This window comes from Paraglaciecola arctica (assembly GCF_018861065.1).
GTDB classification, from domain to species: domain Bacteria; phylum Pseudomonadota; class Gammaproteobacteria; order Enterobacterales; family Alteromonadaceae; genus Paraglaciecola; species Paraglaciecola arctica_B.
In genome coordinates, this window is sequence record NZ_JAHKQO010000049.1 from 53,886 (window position 1) to 70,985 (window position 17,100).

13 protein-coding genes are annotated in these 17,100 nt (G+C 40.7%); 6 read left to right on the plus strand and 7 right to left on the minus strand.

The features are described 5' to 3' along the window. Window positions 1-2 precede the first annotated feature (2 nt). From KO534_RS21690 to KO534_RS21715, 6 genes are all read left to right on the plus strand, one after another. Window positions 3-1,592, plus strand: coding sequence for a DUF4832 domain-containing protein (locus tag KO534_RS21690; protein WP_215933274.1), 1,590 nt, complete (start codon window positions 3-5; stop codon window positions 1,590-1,592). 129 nt (window positions 1,593-1,721) lie between these two features. After that, window positions 1,722-3,044 carry a sugar MFS transporter gene (locus KO534_RS21695; RefSeq protein ID WP_215933276.1) on the plus strand — a complete coding sequence of 441 codons (1,323 nt, stop codon included), beginning with the start codon at window positions 1,722-1,724 and terminating at the stop codon, window positions 3,042-3,044. Beyond that, window positions 3,037-3,993, plus strand: a complete 957-nt coding sequence (locus KO534_RS21700) for an ROK family protein (RefSeq protein ID WP_215933278.1) — start codon at window positions 3,037-3,039, stop codon at window positions 3,991-3,993. The genes KO534_RS21695 and KO534_RS21700 overlap by 8 nt, the downstream gene beginning before the upstream one ends. A gap of 25 nt (window positions 3,994-4,018) precedes the next feature. Further along, complete coding sequence (gene nagA / locus KO534_RS21705) at window positions 4,019-5,161, plus strand: N-acetylglucosamine-6-phosphate deacetylase (protein WP_215933280.1); 1,143 nt, start codon at window positions 4,019-4,021, stop codon at window positions 5,159-5,161. A gap of 219 nt (window positions 5,162-5,380) precedes the next feature. Beyond that, window positions 5,381-5,968, plus strand: a complete 588-nt coding sequence (locus KO534_RS21710) for a hypothetical protein (RefSeq protein ID WP_215933282.1) — start codon at window positions 5,381-5,383, stop codon at window positions 5,966-5,968. 428 nt (window positions 5,969-6,396) lie between these two features. After that, on the plus strand, window positions 6,397-7,413 hold the full coding sequence (locus tag KO534_RS21715; protein ID WP_215933284.1) for a LacI family DNA-binding transcriptional regulator: 1,017 nt from the start codon (window positions 6,397-6,399) through the stop codon (window positions 7,411-7,413). Between the two features lie 91 nt (window positions 7,414-7,504). On the opposite strand, the gene KO534_RS21720 is transcribed toward KO534_RS21715, so the two are convergent. The 7 genes from KO534_RS21720 to KO534_RS21750 all read right to left on the minus strand — a co-directional run bounded on the left by KO534_RS21720 (window position 7,505) and on the right by KO534_RS21750 (window position 17,037). Then, window positions 7,505-8,599: a glycoside hydrolase family 5 protein gene (locus KO534_RS21720; protein WP_215933286.1), complete on the minus strand. Its 1,095-nt coding sequence runs from the start codon at window positions 8,597-8,599 to the stop codon at window positions 7,505-7,507. A 2-nt stretch (window positions 8,600-8,601) separates the two neighbouring features. Then, window positions 8,602-11,073 (minus strand): GH36-type glycosyl hydrolase domain-containing protein, encoded by a 2,472-nt coding sequence (locus tag KO534_RS21725; protein ID WP_215933288.1) that lies wholly within the window; start codon window positions 11,071-11,073, stop codon window positions 8,602-8,604. 66 nt (window positions 11,074-11,139) lie between these two features. Next, window positions 11,140-12,690 (minus strand): MFS transporter, encoded by a 1,551-nt coding sequence (locus KO534_RS21730; protein ID WP_215933290.1) that lies wholly within the window; start codon window positions 12,688-12,690, stop codon window positions 11,140-11,142. A 316-nt stretch (window positions 12,691-13,006) separates the two neighbouring features. Next, complete coding sequence (locus KO534_RS21735) at window positions 13,007-13,702, minus strand: DUF6445 family protein (RefSeq protein ID WP_215933292.1); 696 nt, start codon at window positions 13,700-13,702, stop codon at window positions 13,007-13,009. Between the two features lie 15 nt (window positions 13,703-13,717). Continuing rightward, window positions 13,718-15,208, minus strand: a complete 1,491-nt coding sequence (locus tag KO534_RS21740) for a tryptophan halogenase family protein (RefSeq protein ID WP_215933294.1) — start codon at window positions 15,206-15,208, stop codon at window positions 13,718-13,720. A gap of 19 nt (window positions 15,209-15,227) precedes the next feature. Continuing rightward, a complete protein-coding gene (locus KO534_RS21745; protein WP_215933296.1) occupies window positions 15,228-16,262 on the minus strand; it encodes a cupin-like domain-containing protein in 1,035 nt (344 codons plus the stop codon). A 40-nt stretch (window positions 16,263-16,302) separates the two neighbouring features. Continuing rightward, window positions 16,303-17,037 carry a SapC family protein gene (locus KO534_RS21750; protein WP_215933299.1) on the minus strand — a complete coding sequence of 245 codons (735 nt, stop codon included), beginning with the start codon at window positions 17,035-17,037 and terminating at the stop codon, window positions 16,303-16,305. Window positions 17,038-17,100: the final 63 nt, after the last annotated feature.

Below are 17,100 nucleotides of genomic sequence, written 5' to 3' on the forward strand. Positions count from 1 at the left end.
TCATGGTATTGAAAATAGCATCTAAAATGATCAAGGAAATTCACAATAGACCTTGGTTAATTTTACTGGTTCTTTTAGGTTTATTAGGGTGCGGAGCGAGTAATAAAGTACAACAAAGTGAAAAGAAATCACAACCCTCAGTCATCAAATACGCAGTATCTAACGCTGATATAGTGAATCCAGGAAGAGGTTTTTATTATCCATATGCAACTAAGTCGAGTGATTTTGAGCCGCTAAAACTAGATGAAGCCTTAAACCTTCGCAATAATTTCACTACGCCAACAGATGGCAATTATGAAATTAAGCATTCTATTTTGTTACGCCAATATATTCTAGATTCCTTTGTTACTACCGAGACCTTATCGGCTGAGTTTTTGCAGCAGCTACAAGGTGATTTTGATATTGCTAGACAAGCAGGTGTTAAAATTATTGTTCGCTTTTCCTATAACAACGTACCTCCTACTGGCGACTGTGGTGCGTGGATATGCCCTCCTTATGGTGATGCAAATAAAAAAATTGTGTTGGCTCATATCCAACAAGTGTCAAAAATACTGAGTCATAATCATGATGTGTTATTGACTTGGCAGGCTGGATTTATTGGCACTTGGGGTGAAATGATGTTTACAGATCATTTTGGTGACTTTGACGCTCAGGGTACCATTTATGACGAAAACTGGCGTGATCGAATCGAAGTGGTTAAAGCGATTTTAGACTCTGTACCCAAAGACATCAGTGTTCAAGTACGTAAGCCGCAGTTAATTCAAAAGTTTGTGCATGGCGTAGGCGCGGCTGTTACGTCTGCAGCTCTTTCTGAAGAAGAGGCGTTTGATGGCAGCGATGCGTCCAGACTTGGCCTGTATAATGATTGTTTTTTAGCAACCGAAGATGACTGGGGAACTTATGCTGACTATGGCACATCCTCGCAGGCGCCCATTAATAATGACAATGTTGTGCAAACATTAAAAGAGCACCAAGCTCAGAACAGTTTGTACACCCTAGTAGGTGGCGAGACTTGCCATGATGACGATTATTCACCACAAAATGATTGTAGTGGCGGTGTGGTGGACACAATTGACCGTTTCAATTTCACCTATCTAAATTCTGCCTATAACAATAAAGTGAATAATGACTGGCAAGACGAAAGTTGTATGGCCGATGTTAAGCTTCGCTTAGGTTACCGTTTAAGTATGCGTGAGGCACGATTACCGGAGTCTGCAACTATAGGTCAACCCGTTCCATTTTATTTGGAAATTCAAAATTTGGGTTTTACCTCACCGATGTTTCCAATGGAATTACGAGTCGTGTTTACCCATAAAATAAGTGGTGAAACATTCTATATTGCGTTAGATCATTCGCAATACGATATTAGGCAATGGCGCCCTGAACAAACTATTGCAATTAAGGAAGAGCTACTATTGCCCACTACTGTGAAAGCGGGCGAATACAGCATGTCATTACATATTGCGGATATTAGTAATAATGGGATTATTGCGAATCGTCCTGAGTATAGTATTCAATTTGCCAATAAAAACACCTGGGATGAAGTAGCAGGTTTTAACTCGCTACTGCATAACATTAACTTGACTGAGTGACTTTTTTTCAGTGTTATATCTGATTGATTTTTGTTGTGGATTCTGTGTGTAAAAGGTCTGTGATAAAAAAACAATAATCAGATTACTATTTCATTTAAATTTTAATAAAAACAATAAATTGGATGCCGTATGAGTACTACAAATAAACCTTCTTCCACTTTAATGCCTATGTTGATTATAGGTTCGCTGTTCTTCATGTTTGGTTTTGTCACTTGGCTCAACGGTTCGTTGATCCCGTTCTTGCAAATTGCCTGTGAACTCGACCATATTGAAGCCTATTTTGTAACTATGGCCTTTTATATTTCCTACACAGTTATGGCTTTACCCATGTCTTATATACTGCGAAAAACGGGCTTTAAGGAGGGGATGGTATTAGGACTATTTGTGATGGTGGTAGGTGCATTAACCTTTATTCCAGCCGCTTATACCAGAGAATATGCTGTGTTTTTGGTAGCATTATTTATGTTGGGAGCGGGGTTAACTATTCTGCAAACGGCGTCGAATCCTTATATTGTACTACTTGGCCCACGTGAATCGGCAGCCGTGCGTATTAGTATTATGGGCATTCTAAATAAAGGGGCAGGGGTGATTGCGCCTTTGGTATTTACTGCATTTATATTAACCGACATGTCACAGTTTACAGAAACGCGTTTAGCATCTTTAGGTGCAGAGCAAAAAGCGTTGGAGCTTGCTGAACTTTCTTCTCGGTTGGTTACCCCATATTTGATGATGGCCATTATGTTGTTGTTACTTGGTATCTTTATCAAAATGATGCCGCTTCCAAGTGTCAATTCAGATGAGGAAACTTCCTCCATCGAAGATGACAGTAGTAGCAGTATTTTACAGAAACCACAGGTGATACTTGGAGCAATCGCGCTGTTTTTCTATGTGGGAGCTGAAGTGGTAGCTGGTGATACCATTGGATTGTTTAGTAAAGAGTTAGGTGTGAGCAATTTTGGACAGATGACTTCATATACTATGGGATTTATGGTGCTGGGGTATATTTTAGGGCTGTTGGTTATTCCTCGCTGGCTTAGTCAAGGAAAAGCCTTGGCCATTTCTGCCATTTTAGGTGTGTTATTAACTGTACTACTTCTGAATGCCAGTGTGAATTCCAATGGAATATGGGACATGCTATTTGCTTGGACAGGATTACCGGCTATTCCAAATGCGGTATTGTATGTGGCGCTCTTTGGTTTGGCTAACGCTTTGGTGTGGCCAGCTATTTGGCCATTAGCACTTAGCGGATTGAATCAAAAGGACACCAGTACCGCTTCTGCTTTACTTATTATGGGAATTTCTGGTGGTGCATTGCTACCTTTGCTTTATGGAATCTTAGTTGAGGCTTCCGGTAATGCTCAAAGTGCTTATTGGATAATGCTCCCTTGTTATGTATTTATTATTTTTTACGCGGTTAAGGGCCATAAATTGAGGCAGTGGAGTCGTGGTTAGTCAAAATTTAAATTCTGAACCTATGCATTATGGACTTGATATTGGTGGTACAAAAATTGAACTGGCAATATTTGATTCGCAACTCGAACGAGTCGAGTCGTGGCGCATGCCAACCCCTCAAAATGACTATCAAGCATTGTTGTCCGCTATTGCTCAAATGGTTGTGGAGGCTGACCAAAAGTGCAATAAAAAAGGAACGGTAGGTATTGGCTTTCCGGGCTATTTGGACAATCAAGGACGTTCTGTTTCGGCTAATATTGGCAGCGTTAACGGTCAATTAATTGTTACGGATACCTGTGCAAAGCTAGGTCGAGTAGTCGCGTTCGAAAATGACGTGAAGGCATTTGCATTATCTGAGGCTCGCGGCGGTGCAGCGCATAGTAAAGATAATGCTTTGGGCGTAGTGCTTGGAACTGGTCTTGCTGGCGGTTTGTGTGTCGCTGGACAACTTTATAAGAGCAAACAAAATGTGTCTTGTGAATTCGGTCATGTTTCTTTGCCAGCAGTACTGCAGCAACGTTACCAATTTCCGTTACGTCAATGTGGTTGCGGCTTAGTCGGTTGTGTTGAGACATATCTTGCAGGCCCCGGCTTGTTATGGATGTGTTCACATTTTAATACTAAATACACTTCAGTACCTATGTTGGTAGAGGCTTGTAGAAATAATGAAGCACCAGCCATTGAGGTGATGGACGTTTATATCGATTGTTTAGGCTGTTATTTCGCTCAGCTAACCCTTATGTATGATCCCGATATTATTGTTTTGGGGGGAGGGGTCTCTAATATTGCCGAGATTTATGCTCGTCTTCCTAACGTTATGCAAAAGTATTTTTTTAATGGCGTCATTGCGCCTCCCGTTGTGGCTGCAATGTATGGTGATTCAAGTGGTGTTCGCGGAGCCGCGATACTTGGGCGAGATAATGCCAATAGCGCAGTCGAGCAAAATTAACTAACAATCTGGATTATTCACATAAATGATTAAATCAATTATCAATGGCCATGTCTTTAATGGTGAAACGCTACTCAAAGATCATGCTGTGATTATTGATGGCAATAAAGTGTTGCAGGTATTGCCACAAGAGCAATTACCCGAAAATATCGAAGTTGACTTTGACCTAGCTGGTCATTATTTGGTGCCTGGTTTTATTGATCTACAGGTTAATGGCGGCGGTGGCGTAATGTTTAATAATATGCCTACTGTTGAGGGGTTACGGACCATAGCCAATGCACATCGTCAGTATGGTACCACTGGTTTTTTTCCCACTTTGATAACTGATAGTTATGACATGATGCGACAAGCCATTACTGCCGTAACCCAGGCGATAGAAGAGGGGGTTCCGGGAATTTTAGGGGTGCACCTAGAAGGTCCTTTTCTAAACCCCGAGCGCAAAGGTGCCCACGATGAAGAAAAGTTTTGCCTTATTGACGAGCAAGGTTTTGAGATTATTACCTCATTAAAAGTAGGTAAGACATTAATCACTATTGCGCCAGAATTAACTACTACCACAATGATCAAACGTATTGGTGACAAAGGTGTGGTGATTTCTGCTGGGCATACTGGCGCTGATTACGACCAAACCTGCGAGGCGTTAGATGCCGGCTTAACGGGCTTTACCCACTTATACAATGCCATGACACCGTTACAAAGTCGTGCGCCTGGCATGGTTGGCGCGGCGCTAAATGACGAGCATAGTTGGTTCGGCATTATTGCCGATGGATTTCATATGCACCCGGCGGCTTTTCGCGTCGCTGTGGCAGCAAAACAAACAGGCGGTGCAATTTTAGTGACCGACGCTATGTCTACAGTGGGTGCAACCGAGAAATCTTTTGTACTCGATGGTGAAACTATTTACGCCATTGATGGGCGTTGTACCAACGCGGCTGGCTCGTTAGCAGGGTCTGACTTAGATATGAATGCTGCGATTAAAAACGCCATGAAATTTGCTCGTGTTGACTGGATGGAGGCCGTGCGTATGGCGTCATTATATCCTGCTAAAGCAATGGGGCTTGATAATCAATTTGGCTATATTAAGCCAGGGTATCAAGCGAGTCTTGTGTCGCTAGATCATCAGCAAAATGTTATCAGTACATGGATTGATGGTGAACATACATGGTAGGGGTAATATTCGAACGAGTTCCCACATATGAGGTTTGAGTCAAAACGTTTCAGTCTCGATTGATAAGCTCTGTAGGGAGTAATGCATAATGTATTAAAGACCTGAATAGACAATTAATGCATAGCTATTAGGTAAGTACAATTAAAAAGTCTGGTGTAATGTAGAATTAATATCCTAATCACAAAAACTAACCCGTAAAATTAATCCTACCGGCTCACAATGTCAGCTATAGATGTAATCTCGTCATGGAAACCTATAGATATTTGTGATTTCTTTGATCTTAGTTATAAAAAGTTATCTAAAAAGTTAAAAAGAGGTTGGCTTTTGTTCATTCCTCACTTATTTTATGCAGCAGTTTTTTTGCCGCTTTTAAGGCAATGCAATTTTAATTTACAGCTCGGAGCCAATTTGAAATTTATCATGTTGTTTTTAATTCTGTTTTCTTCGTTTGGTATGTGTAATGACTCAGACCTTCAAAAGGAGATTATTGGAAGTTGGATTACAGGACAACAAGACGAATATTTTGGTGAGCAGTGGTTTATAACTGAATATAAAAAAGACGGCACAGCGATTCATCGGCAGTTTAAGGATGCGACCTGCCAAAACACTTCTGTTGTTATAAACGGTATCTGGAATATTCAAAACGGGCAACTAACCAATATTGTGTTGGGTAGTACTGGTGATTTTGAAATACCTTCAGGTCTAATGTTAGTCGACCAAATTATCAAGCTGGCTAACGGCGAAATGATTATTTCAACAGATTCAAATCGTACAGCCTATCGAATGAAAAGTGATAAGTGTATATAGATAAAACCGTTTTGATTAAATTCCATAATACTCACAACACTAATGGGTTAACGCTACCCCTTAATTCGTTTTGATTTATCCTCCTAAATACTCCCTGTTCTTTTAACATAAACAAATGTTTCTTGATTCACAGCTTATTAAAATTTTGTAATCGATTACTTAATTTTTTGAGCTATTGGCGCCGTACGCTTAATCCATATCGCAAAATTTTAATTGTTTTTCTATAAAATACAAAGCGTTAAGTCGTCACTAAAGTTGAAAGAATGAACAGAAGGATAGCGTTAAATTTGAATTTTAATGACACTGACCAAAGTTTTTCTAAATACGACTATGTCTTCTAAAAAATACTTTATAAATAAGCCATTTAGTAAACTGAAATCGATTTACATGTTACCCTATGATGTTGATTTTATTTAGGAGGTTTTTTTGTGGCAAATTTAGGAATAAAAGACATTGCTGCTTTGGCAAACGTCTCTCCCGCGACAGTCTCTAGAGTATTTAGCGCGCCTGATATGGTGTCTAAAAAAACCTTAAATAAAGTCAAAAAAGTCATCGATGAAGTGGGTTATCGGCCAAACCGCATGGGGGCCAGTTTACGAACTCGCAAAAGCGGCAACATAGTAGCGATTATTCCAGATATCACAAACCCAGTTAATGCGGGAATAATTAGAGCGATTGAGCAGGGTGCTCAAAGCGCAGGTTATTCAGTTTTGTTGGGTGACACCCAAGGATTAGAAGAAAGGGAGCAGCATTACGCCGATTTAGTGAGTCACGGCCAGGCTGACGGTATTTTATTGTTTTGTTCCCGCATACCTTTTAAAACTGATCCTAATAAATCGTTATTAGAACAATTGCCGCCTATGGTTAATGGCAATGAAAGAATTGATTCTGACGAAGTCGTGCAAGTTGCAGTGGATAATGTCGCCGCGGCAAAATCAGCCATTGATTATTTGATTTCCCTTGGACATAAACGGATTGCTGCGATTACTGGTCCAGACGACATTGCAAGTTCAAATGAACGGTTAGAGGGCTATCAATTGGCTCTAAAAGAGGCCGGAATTGAACTTGATAGCGCGTTACAATTGGAAGGTGACTACGTTGTAGAGTCGGGTATGGATTGCGCTAGTCAGTTATTGCTATTACCACAAAGGCCTACAGCCATTTTCTGTTTTAACGATGACATGGCAATTGGTGTCATGAAGTTTTTGCAAAAGCAGGGGTTTGTGGTTCCTGATGATATCTCAGTGATGGGTTTTGATGATATTAATTACGCTAAGTATGTGACGCCTTCTTTGACTACAGTCCATCAACCGCTGAATGAGATTGGTAGTACCTGTATTGAATTGTTATTAAAACAATTAAAAGGGCAAGTAGTAGAGCCTGGTAGACGTTATTTACCTTTTGAATTAAAACTCAGAGGTAGTACCGGGAAAGCTCCAAAATAATTCAATATCACTACATTGGATTATCGTATTCGGCATATTCGAATGAGCAAAGCCTAATTTAGCTAACTAAATTAGGCTCATTTGAGGTGATTTATTGGTGCTTCTGCATCTCTTTCTTAAAAAACGTTCCTTGTTGAGTTGGGGTAAAATCCCAGTCGCTGATCATAGTAGGTGACCAATCAGGGTCGAATACCCATGCCACCCAAGATATATTTCTGTGTTGCATAAATTCGATAATATGTGGTCCATAAGAACCATCGTTAATGACAGGTATATGTGCCCCTTTGCCATCAGCGTTGACCCAACCTATTTCTGTGGCTATTAGCGGATAGTCTTTTGAAGCAAAGCCCCACACTTCATCCCATAAAACGAAGAAATTTTCTTTAGTTTTGTCTTTTGGTTTAGCTTTTTGTGGATAGGGATGTGCGGTGTAGGCGATACCTTTGCGATCCACAGGGTTTTTCTGAATAGGTCGCAAATCGTAAGCCCAGTTAAATCCAGCCACTAGTGGAATAACTTTTTCATCGTGGGCATAAATTATGTCAATTAACTCTTCGTTGAAGGCTTTCCACTCAAGCCAATTGGCTTTGCCAGAGCGACCTCCTTGATCTGTTGGCTCATTAAACAGTTCGTACACGGCCACGGTGGGAACGCCGGCGTAACGAAAAGCAATGTCTTTCCAAAATGTACGAGTTTCTTTCATGGTGGTATCGTACATCGGGTGTTGAAATAGTTCGGCAGGCAAATAACCAATTGAGTGCCAATCAATGATGACATACATCTGTTGCGCGTTGGCCCAAATAACTGCTTGGTCGATTAGCTTGAAGTAAGCATTTTTGCCATGTCCTTGCCAAGACACAGGATGAATGGGCAAACGAACCACGTTGGCGCCCCATGCTTTGAGTTCTTTAAATAATTTCTCTGACCATTGGCCTTCTCGCAAGAGTTTATCGGGATCAGCAATATTTACACCCCTGAAAATAAACTGCTTACCCGATTCATCAACGAGTTTATTTCCTTGCACTGAAATTAAATCCAATTTGTTTTTCAATTGTTTACTGTCAAATTGGCTCGGGTAGGGCTCGCCCCACCAATTGTTCTGTTTTTTCGATTCTGAAGTCGCGGCGAAACTTTGAAAGTTTACAAATAGGGTCATGACAAATGCGCTAAATAATAGTGTTTTCATGATTAATTCTCTTTGCAAATTGTGGCGATGACATGGTGTTGATTAGAGTAAACGTTAGGGTCTAACGTGTCTCCAGCAATTTTCTGGCCGTCTACTTCAAGTTCTATTAATCCCTTACTTAAACCAGAGGGATTGCGCAACTCAATTGTGTAAGTCGCGCCTCTAAAGGCTCTACTCATGGTCACTTTATCCCAGCTTGGCAAGATACAAGGATCAATGCGCAAACCAGCATAAACTGGACGAATGCCTAGAATGTACTGGGTAGCAGCGTAGTAATTCCACGCTGCTGTTCCTGTTAACCATGAGTTTTTCGCTTCTCCTGGATGAGCTGAATCAGCCCCCGCAATCATTTGACTATAAACATAAGGTTCGGTTTTATGTAATTGCTGAACGTCTTGCAAAAATGCAGGGGTTATTTTGCTGTAATACTCATAGGCTTTCTCTCCACGACCTAACATCGCTTCTGATATAGTGATCCACGGGTTGTTGTGACAAAAAATCCCAGCGTTTTCTTTGTATCCAGGTGGATAGGAAGTGATCTCACCTAAATATTTGTTGTATTGAGTAAACGCTGGTTGATTAAGCATAATGCCGAAATCCGTTGATAAATGGTTTTCAACTGAATTCATGGCCTGCAGCGCTTTTCCATCATCGAATCCTATGCCAGCCATGGCACAAAAACCTTGGGATTCAATAAAAATTTTGCCTTCAGCGTTGTCGTTACTGCCAACTTTATCACCATTAGCGTCAAAGGCTCGCAAGAACCACTCACCGTCCCAGGCATGTTGCTCAATGGTTTTGCGCATTTTATCGACTTCAGTCAAGCAACTTTCTGCTAATTGCTGTTTTCCAATTTGCACACATAAATCGACAAACTCCTGACCATATAATACAAATTGCCCCGCAATCATCACTGACTCGGCCACGTCAGACGCACCTCGCTGCGTGGTTTGATAAGACTCATTGGGGTTTTCAGAGAAGCAGTTTAAATTAAGACAGTCATTCCAATCTGCACGACCAATTAATGGTAATCCATGAGGACCAAGATTATTTACTACATGATTAAATGCCCGCTCTAAATGCTCAAAGTGGCTTGCGGTGTTACTCATATCACTATCGAAAGGAACAACTTCATCTAAGATGCTGAAGTCACCCGTTTCTTTAATATAGTTAGCGGTAGATAACACCATCCACATTGGATCATCATTAAAATTTCCACCAATATCGGCATTCCCTTTTTTGGTCAATGGCTGATATTGATGGTAGGCAGAGCCATCGGTTTTTTGTGTCGCTGATAAATCTAAGATCCGCTCTTTGACTTTTTCTGGCACCATATGCGCAAAACCGATAGTGTCTTGATTGGAATCTCTGAAACCCATGCCGCGACCAATACCCGATTCATAAAATGAAGCACTTCGAGATAAATTGAATGTCACCATATTTTGGTATTGGTTCCAAATATTCACCGCTCTATTGAATTTTTTATCGGGAGTTTCAACTTGGAATTTTCCAAGCAGGTTATGCCAGTAGTCATGTAGCTTTCTTAATTCAGCCGTTACTTTTTGGTCGCTGTCAAAGCGCTCGCTCATGGCTTTTGCGGGGGCTTTGTTAATCACATTTGGTGCCGCCCATTTTTGGTCTGCTTCAAGCTCACAATATCCAAGAACAAACATGAGTGACTGGCTTTCACCGGCAGCTAGCTGTAACTTAAGGTGGTGTGAAGCAATGGGCGACCAACCTCGAGCGATTGAATTGTTGGCTTGGCCTTTTTCTACGCTTAAAGGCCTATCAAAACCTCTATAAGGACCAAGAAAACTCTCTCTATCGGTTTCGAACCCATCTAATTTGCGATTGACGGAATAAAACGCATAGTGATTACGGCGTTCTCGATATTCGGTTTTGTGGTAAATGATGCTGTCTTCAACCTCAACTTCACCAGTGGATAAATTGCGTTGAAAATTTGCACCATCATCTTCGGCATTCCATAGGCACCATTCAATAAATGAAAATACGTCGACTGACTGTTCAGAATCTGAATTATTGGTTACCACTAAACGATGTACTTCCGCCTTGGTACCAAGTGGAATAAAACTGGTCACTTCAGTCGCTATGTTATTTTTACTGGCATTAAAGCGGCTGTATCCCATACCGTGGCGACATGTGTATTCGTCAAGCTCCGTATTAACAGGACGTCCAGTGGCAGACCAATATTCGCCGTTGCAGCCAATGTAAAAATATCGACCTCCATTGTCCAGCGGCACACTATTATATCTATAACGAGTTAAACGCCGAAACTTCGGGTCCCGGTCAAAGCAATATCCGCCTGCGGTATTGGAAATTAATCCATAAAACCCATCGTTACCTAAATAATTTATCCATGGAGTAGGCGTGTAGGGAGTCGTAATTACATACTCATGATTCAGATCATCAAAATAACCAAATTTTTCGTTGTTGCTCGTAGTTTTTTTAGACATGGTTACTTATCTCTTTAGGTAATAGTTGGAAAAAAATTTTAAATACATAGTTTCGTCCTCGAAAGATTAAATGGCAGTGTTGACTGCAGTTCGACGAGCGATTAATTCTTCATTCATCAGTTTTTGTTTTTGTTCAGTGATAGGGTAAAAAGACATCAAAGCGGCAGCAGCAAGACCAAAAGCTGCTGGAATAAAGCTCATCAATAAGGTCATTCCGGGTAATGAAGCTTCTACTGTACTGGGGTCCATGCCGTTATAGCCATAACTTGCTAACACCACCAACATGAGCGCTCCTGCAAAGCCACTACCGGTTTTTTGAACGAAGGTACCTGCTGAATAAATGAGTCCTGTAGCGCGTCTACCATTGCGCCATTCGTTGTAATCAGCAGAGTCGCCAAGCATAGAGAAGAACAATGTGGGCATCATGGCCGCAAAAAATTCGGCGCTACAACCAAGAATAAATATTTGCGTAACGTCTGTGCCTGGCAACCAATAGAAGCCGCTGGTGAGAATGCTGCTCAATAACAAGGCAACGATAAACAGGGTTTTTCTGCCTAGCCTATTGGCTAAATAACTCGTAGATAAGGCACCTAGAATAGACACTACCAAAAGAGCGATAAAGTATTGGCCAACCAGTAATTCATCACCTACGTAATATTTGAAGTAGTAGGCAATCACGCCATATTTTATGCCGTTGAACATCATAGTGAGAAAACCGATACCTAACAAAATTAACCAAGGTTTATTGGTGATAAGATCCAACATGTCTTGTTGAACACCTGACCCTTCTTTTGCGGTATTTTGTTTGTTGGCCTTAAGTAACCTTCTTACAAACCAAGTCATAACAGACATAACTGCAATAAATAAAATACCTGTTTGCCAGTTGCGGTAATAGAAAAACAACGTCATAACAATCAGAGGCATCAAAATAAACGGCAACTGTTTACCGAGATCTTGAAGTTCAGAGCCGAGACTCTTCTCCACTTTTTGAATCGGAATGACACGCTCTTTAGTGGTGGCGACTGATATCACCATAAGCGCCATTAATAAGCCTGCAAACACATACATGGTATATTGGTAACCTACGACATCATCGCCTTTACCTAAGGTCTCGACCAAAGTGGGTAAAAATCCCATAACAAAAAGGCCACCGAGAAAGGCGCCCGCAAATCTGAACCCAGACAAAGAGGTTCGCTCATTGTCGTCGTCTGTCATTACACCCATCAAAGCTGAGTAGGGCACATTGTTGACCGTATACGCCAATGTAAGGCCGATATAAGTTACGTAGGCATAGACTAATTTTCCGCTTTCTGAGAAATCGGGAGTGCTAAAACATAACACCATAAATAGACATAAAAATGGTGTAGACCACAATATCCAAGGACGAAATTTGCCCCAAGAAGTATTAGTTCGATCGGCGATCATACCCATAATGATGTCTGTGACACCATCCGATAGTCGAACCACCAAAAATAGAACGGCAGCCGCTGAGGCCGCCAAGCCAAATGTGTCTGTATAGAAAACCGCTAAATAGGCGAGGGCGCCTCGCCAAACTAAGTTGGCTGCGGCATCGCCCATTGCATAACCAACTTTTTCATATAAAGGCAATTTTGTCATAAGCCGTAATTCCCTTGGAGTAGCAGGTATTGGTGTTTTTTATACATTTTTTTATTATCCCAAAATTCACAATTATTTGACTGTTATGCATTACAACCGATTTGAATTGAATAACGAGTTTATTAATAAGTTGTTAACAAAATAAATCATTATGAAAACGTTTTCAATGATAGATTCAATTTAATTCTCAAAAACCAATATTTGGGGGCCACAAATCATCTCAATCTTAATTAAAAATAGCGTCGATACTTTAATTCAATTAGGGATGTGATTAGTGGTTAGCCGTAGGCGCATAGCTTATGCCTAAACTGTTTTATCATTTAGGATCTAAAAAAGTGCTAATTGATAAACGTCCGTTCATTGGAGTGGGGTCTAAAGGTAAACTTTCACTAATCGAGCCAGAATGCAGCGAGTTTCGTCTATAGATGATGAGGCGGTTGAACAATCCTTTAGGTTCAGCAATACGCTCAAATAAAGCGGTATCGCCATTAATATAGCCCGCTCTTGGCATGTTTTCTCCATCATTTTCACTTTCCAGTGAGCGATAATAGTCTAATTCACGTTGCTGATTGATGAACTCGAATCCCGTTTTCCTATGTCGATAAAATGACGTTCCGCCTAGATCTTTTTGAAACAAATAGTGCACCGCCGCCAAACCGTTTTTGTCCAATGAATCAAAGTGAGGAATACGTTGTAATAACTTTAGTCGCTGGGGTGCTGTGCTTACAATTGAATAATGACAAACCGACAATGACAACGCGTGGGTCTCTAATTCAAAATATTCGATTAGGGTAGTTTGTAATTGTTGTAAAAGTAACTGCTGATAGTTCAACGGGGCCTTTGCTCTGACACCAGGGTAGTAGGGTGAGTTGGCAATAAAATGTTGTTGCGACGCGTGTTCAACTAGTTGTTCTGCCTGATTGATAAAATTATCAATTATTATCAATGGTGCTTGCTCTTTGCCAAAGCGACTCTTGGTAATTTTGAAGTTTGGATCTAAAGAAAGTTGCATCAGTTCTCAACTGGCCTATCTACAATAACGTTGAATAAACGCGGCATGATCCGGCAATTTATCTACCGCTTGAGTGATAGTTGCTCGAATATTCTGTAGGTGGGCTTTAAGTTGTGTGTCGGGGATAGTACTGATGATTTTGTGGTAACTTTGCGGTATTAAACCTTGACCAAGCATGACATGGGTCCAGGATTCGAGTCTAAACAACTCTTCGCCAGTTTGGAAAGCGTGCGCATTTTCTTTAAATAACTCAATACGGTGCGCTAATGAATCAGGTATTTGCATGTGTTTACAGTAGTGCCAAAATGGGCTGTCTTCACGCTCAGTCACGTGATAATGAAGAATAATAAAATCTCGAATTTTCTCTGCTTCTGAAATAGATTGTTGATTATATTCGTCAATTTTTGCCTGAGATACGCCATCAAAAGGGAATAATCGTAAAAGTCTAATGATGCCGTTCATAAACATATAAATACTGGTCGATTCTAAAGGTTCTACAAATCCACTGGATAAACCAAGGGCAACACAGTTTTTATTCCAAAACTTGTTGCGTCGACCGGTGTTATATCTCAATACTCTCGGTTCATTTATTCGTTTTGAATCGAGATTATTTAATAGTCGTTCTCTGGCTTGGTCATCACTGAGATATTGACTACAGTAAACCAAACCATTACCGACTCTATGTTGCAAGGGAATTTGCCATTGCCAGCCACTTTCATGGGCAATAGAGCGGGTATAGGGGGGTAAATTATCAGTTGATTCGGTTTGCACTGCTACGGCTGAATCACAGGGTAACCAATGCTGCCAAGATTCATAACCGGTCTTAAGAGTTTGTTCGATTAATAAACCATGAAAACCAGTACAATCGATAAATAGGTCTCCGGCCACTTCCTCTCCTGATTCAATAGTCACTGAATCTATGTAACCGTTGTGTTGATGTTGTTTGACGTGAGTAATTTTACCTTCAATTCTTTTTACACCTAGACCTTCACAAAAGTTACGTAAAAAACCAGCGTATAAAGTAGCGTCGAGATGATACGCATAATTAATACCTGAATTGGCAGATTTGCCAAATTTATGGGCTTTAGCAGCCTGAACTTCATATGAATACTCACCATACTCTTCGGTGATATCCCGACTAAGACCATGTAACCAGAAGTGCTGAAACTCTGCTAGAAAGCTGCCTTTACCAGTAGTTCCAAATGGGTGAATATAGCTATCACCGATTTGTCCCCAATTCTCAAAGGAAATCCCCAGCTTAAATGTGGCTTCAGTGGCTCGCATAAAAGCCTGTTCATCTATTCCTAGTAAATTGTGGAAGAGCTGAATAGGTGGAATGGTTGCCTCTCCTACACCCACAGTACCAATGGCTTGTGATTCAATCAAAGTCACTTCTATCAGCCCTGCTAGTTGTTTAGACAATGCTGCTGCGGCTATCCAGCCTGCAGTACCACCTCCAGCAATCACCACTTTTTTAATACTTGAGTTTTGCACGATAGCTTCCATTTAGGGACTTAGTTCATATTCATCTGTTTAGCTTGTTAAGCAACATAGATCTGAGTTGTTTTGATTTGCGTTCATCCATTTCCTCGAGGAACCCTCGGGCATGCTCTGGAAGGTGCGCGGCAGATTGTGAACCGTCACCAAAAATATAATAATTGAATACGTGTTTCCAGGCGTCTTTTTCATGTTGTGGTTTGTCTCGTAAACTCAGCATGGCGTGGTACAACACATTCATCGCTGACCCCATAAATTTGGGGGCATCACTCCACCAGTAGTTAACCAATACATTAAATTGACTTAGGCCTTCTACTTGATGCCACCACATACTTGGAATAAATATTCCATCTCCTGGCTCTAACTCGGCAACTTGCCCAGCAGCCTGAGCTTTTTTATAGTTGGGATATTGACTAAAATCTGGGTTATGGATATCTACCATGGTTAAGGCTTGCCCTCCTGGCGTTGGGGATAACGGCCCAGGATATAAATTCTCTATTTGGTCTGGTGGAAAAGTGATAAACCTTCTTTTTCCTACCACACAACAGGCAATATTATCTGACGCGTCATAGTGGCCCCTCGCGACAGATTTATTACCTATCCATATGCTGGGCACTGGCGGTTCGGTTGTGACTTCATTAGGTTTGATAGGGATATGCAAGTCATTGTGTTCTCTAAATTTCGGAAAACTTTGGTCAATAACATTGGAAGCGATGTAATAACTTGGGGGGTGATCGTCGTCTAAATGTTGAAGAATTAAATCCAGAACTTCATCTATTTGTGTTGCTCGGGATTCGTAATTTAACTGAGTGACGTCAGCGTTGTAGCCGTAGCGACCTTGTAGTTCGGGCGCACCAAAATACGCAAACGTTGGTTTGCCATTGTAAAAGGACTTTAGATATTCTACTGTTTTTGGCACAGAACGTTGCCCCAGTTCTACCATTTCCCAGTTTTTAACGATGCCTTTGAGTATCACAGGCTCAGTATAAGAACTAATATCTTCTGGAATATGACCCACTTCACAGTTTTCTAGTGTTCGAGTCCTTTTCGCAATATTTAACATTATGCTATTTTGCGGTTTGTTTTGGTTAAGCAACGATTCATTATGCTAGTCTCTGGTTCTTTGTATCAATTAAGTTCTTAACGTTAGTGATAGAAGCGATCACCGCGTACACTAACGGTAGCAAGCCTGACTTGTGTAATTTGTCTAATTCGCGAATATCGAGTGCAGCTAATTTTTCTTCGTTAATAGTGTAATTACCCAGCAAACGATGTTTTTCTCCATTGCTTAAATCAAAGTCTATATTCACCGCTTCAATCAATTGCATTTCAGACAATAACTCAAACAATGTATCTTGCATTAACATGCCTTGATGGATAGACATCAATCGGGTTGAAATTTGCTGCAAATAATCCGAGTTTCCACCATTTTGAAGAAATAAAGCTTCTCCATCAGCAGAATTTACTTTCGGATGGTCCATATCCATGTGAACCACAGGTGTGGAAATAGTCTGACCGTTTTCCTGTTGCTGTTGAAACCCTATAAGAAAGGGGCCGCGCATAACGGAACTAGGTATATAATTTGCTGCCCATCCTAAGTGACTCTTGGGATCGAGATACAAATTTTCTCCCTTTTGCAAACCCAGTAATACTGCAGCACTGAATTTGTGTGATTGTTCGTCCTTGCGAAAAACAATGGTGTATTCCTTTTGTAATTCTACAAACTCAGTTGGATACGCCAGAACACTGGCAATATTGTCACCTAAATCAGCTGCAAATTTACTGAGTACTTTAACTTCCTGATGATCAACATTGTTGAGTAAAACATGCTTTGGCATAACTAATTTTCCTTTAGGAGGACGCAATCAAATATTATTTTTAATAAAAATTGCAACCCTTCT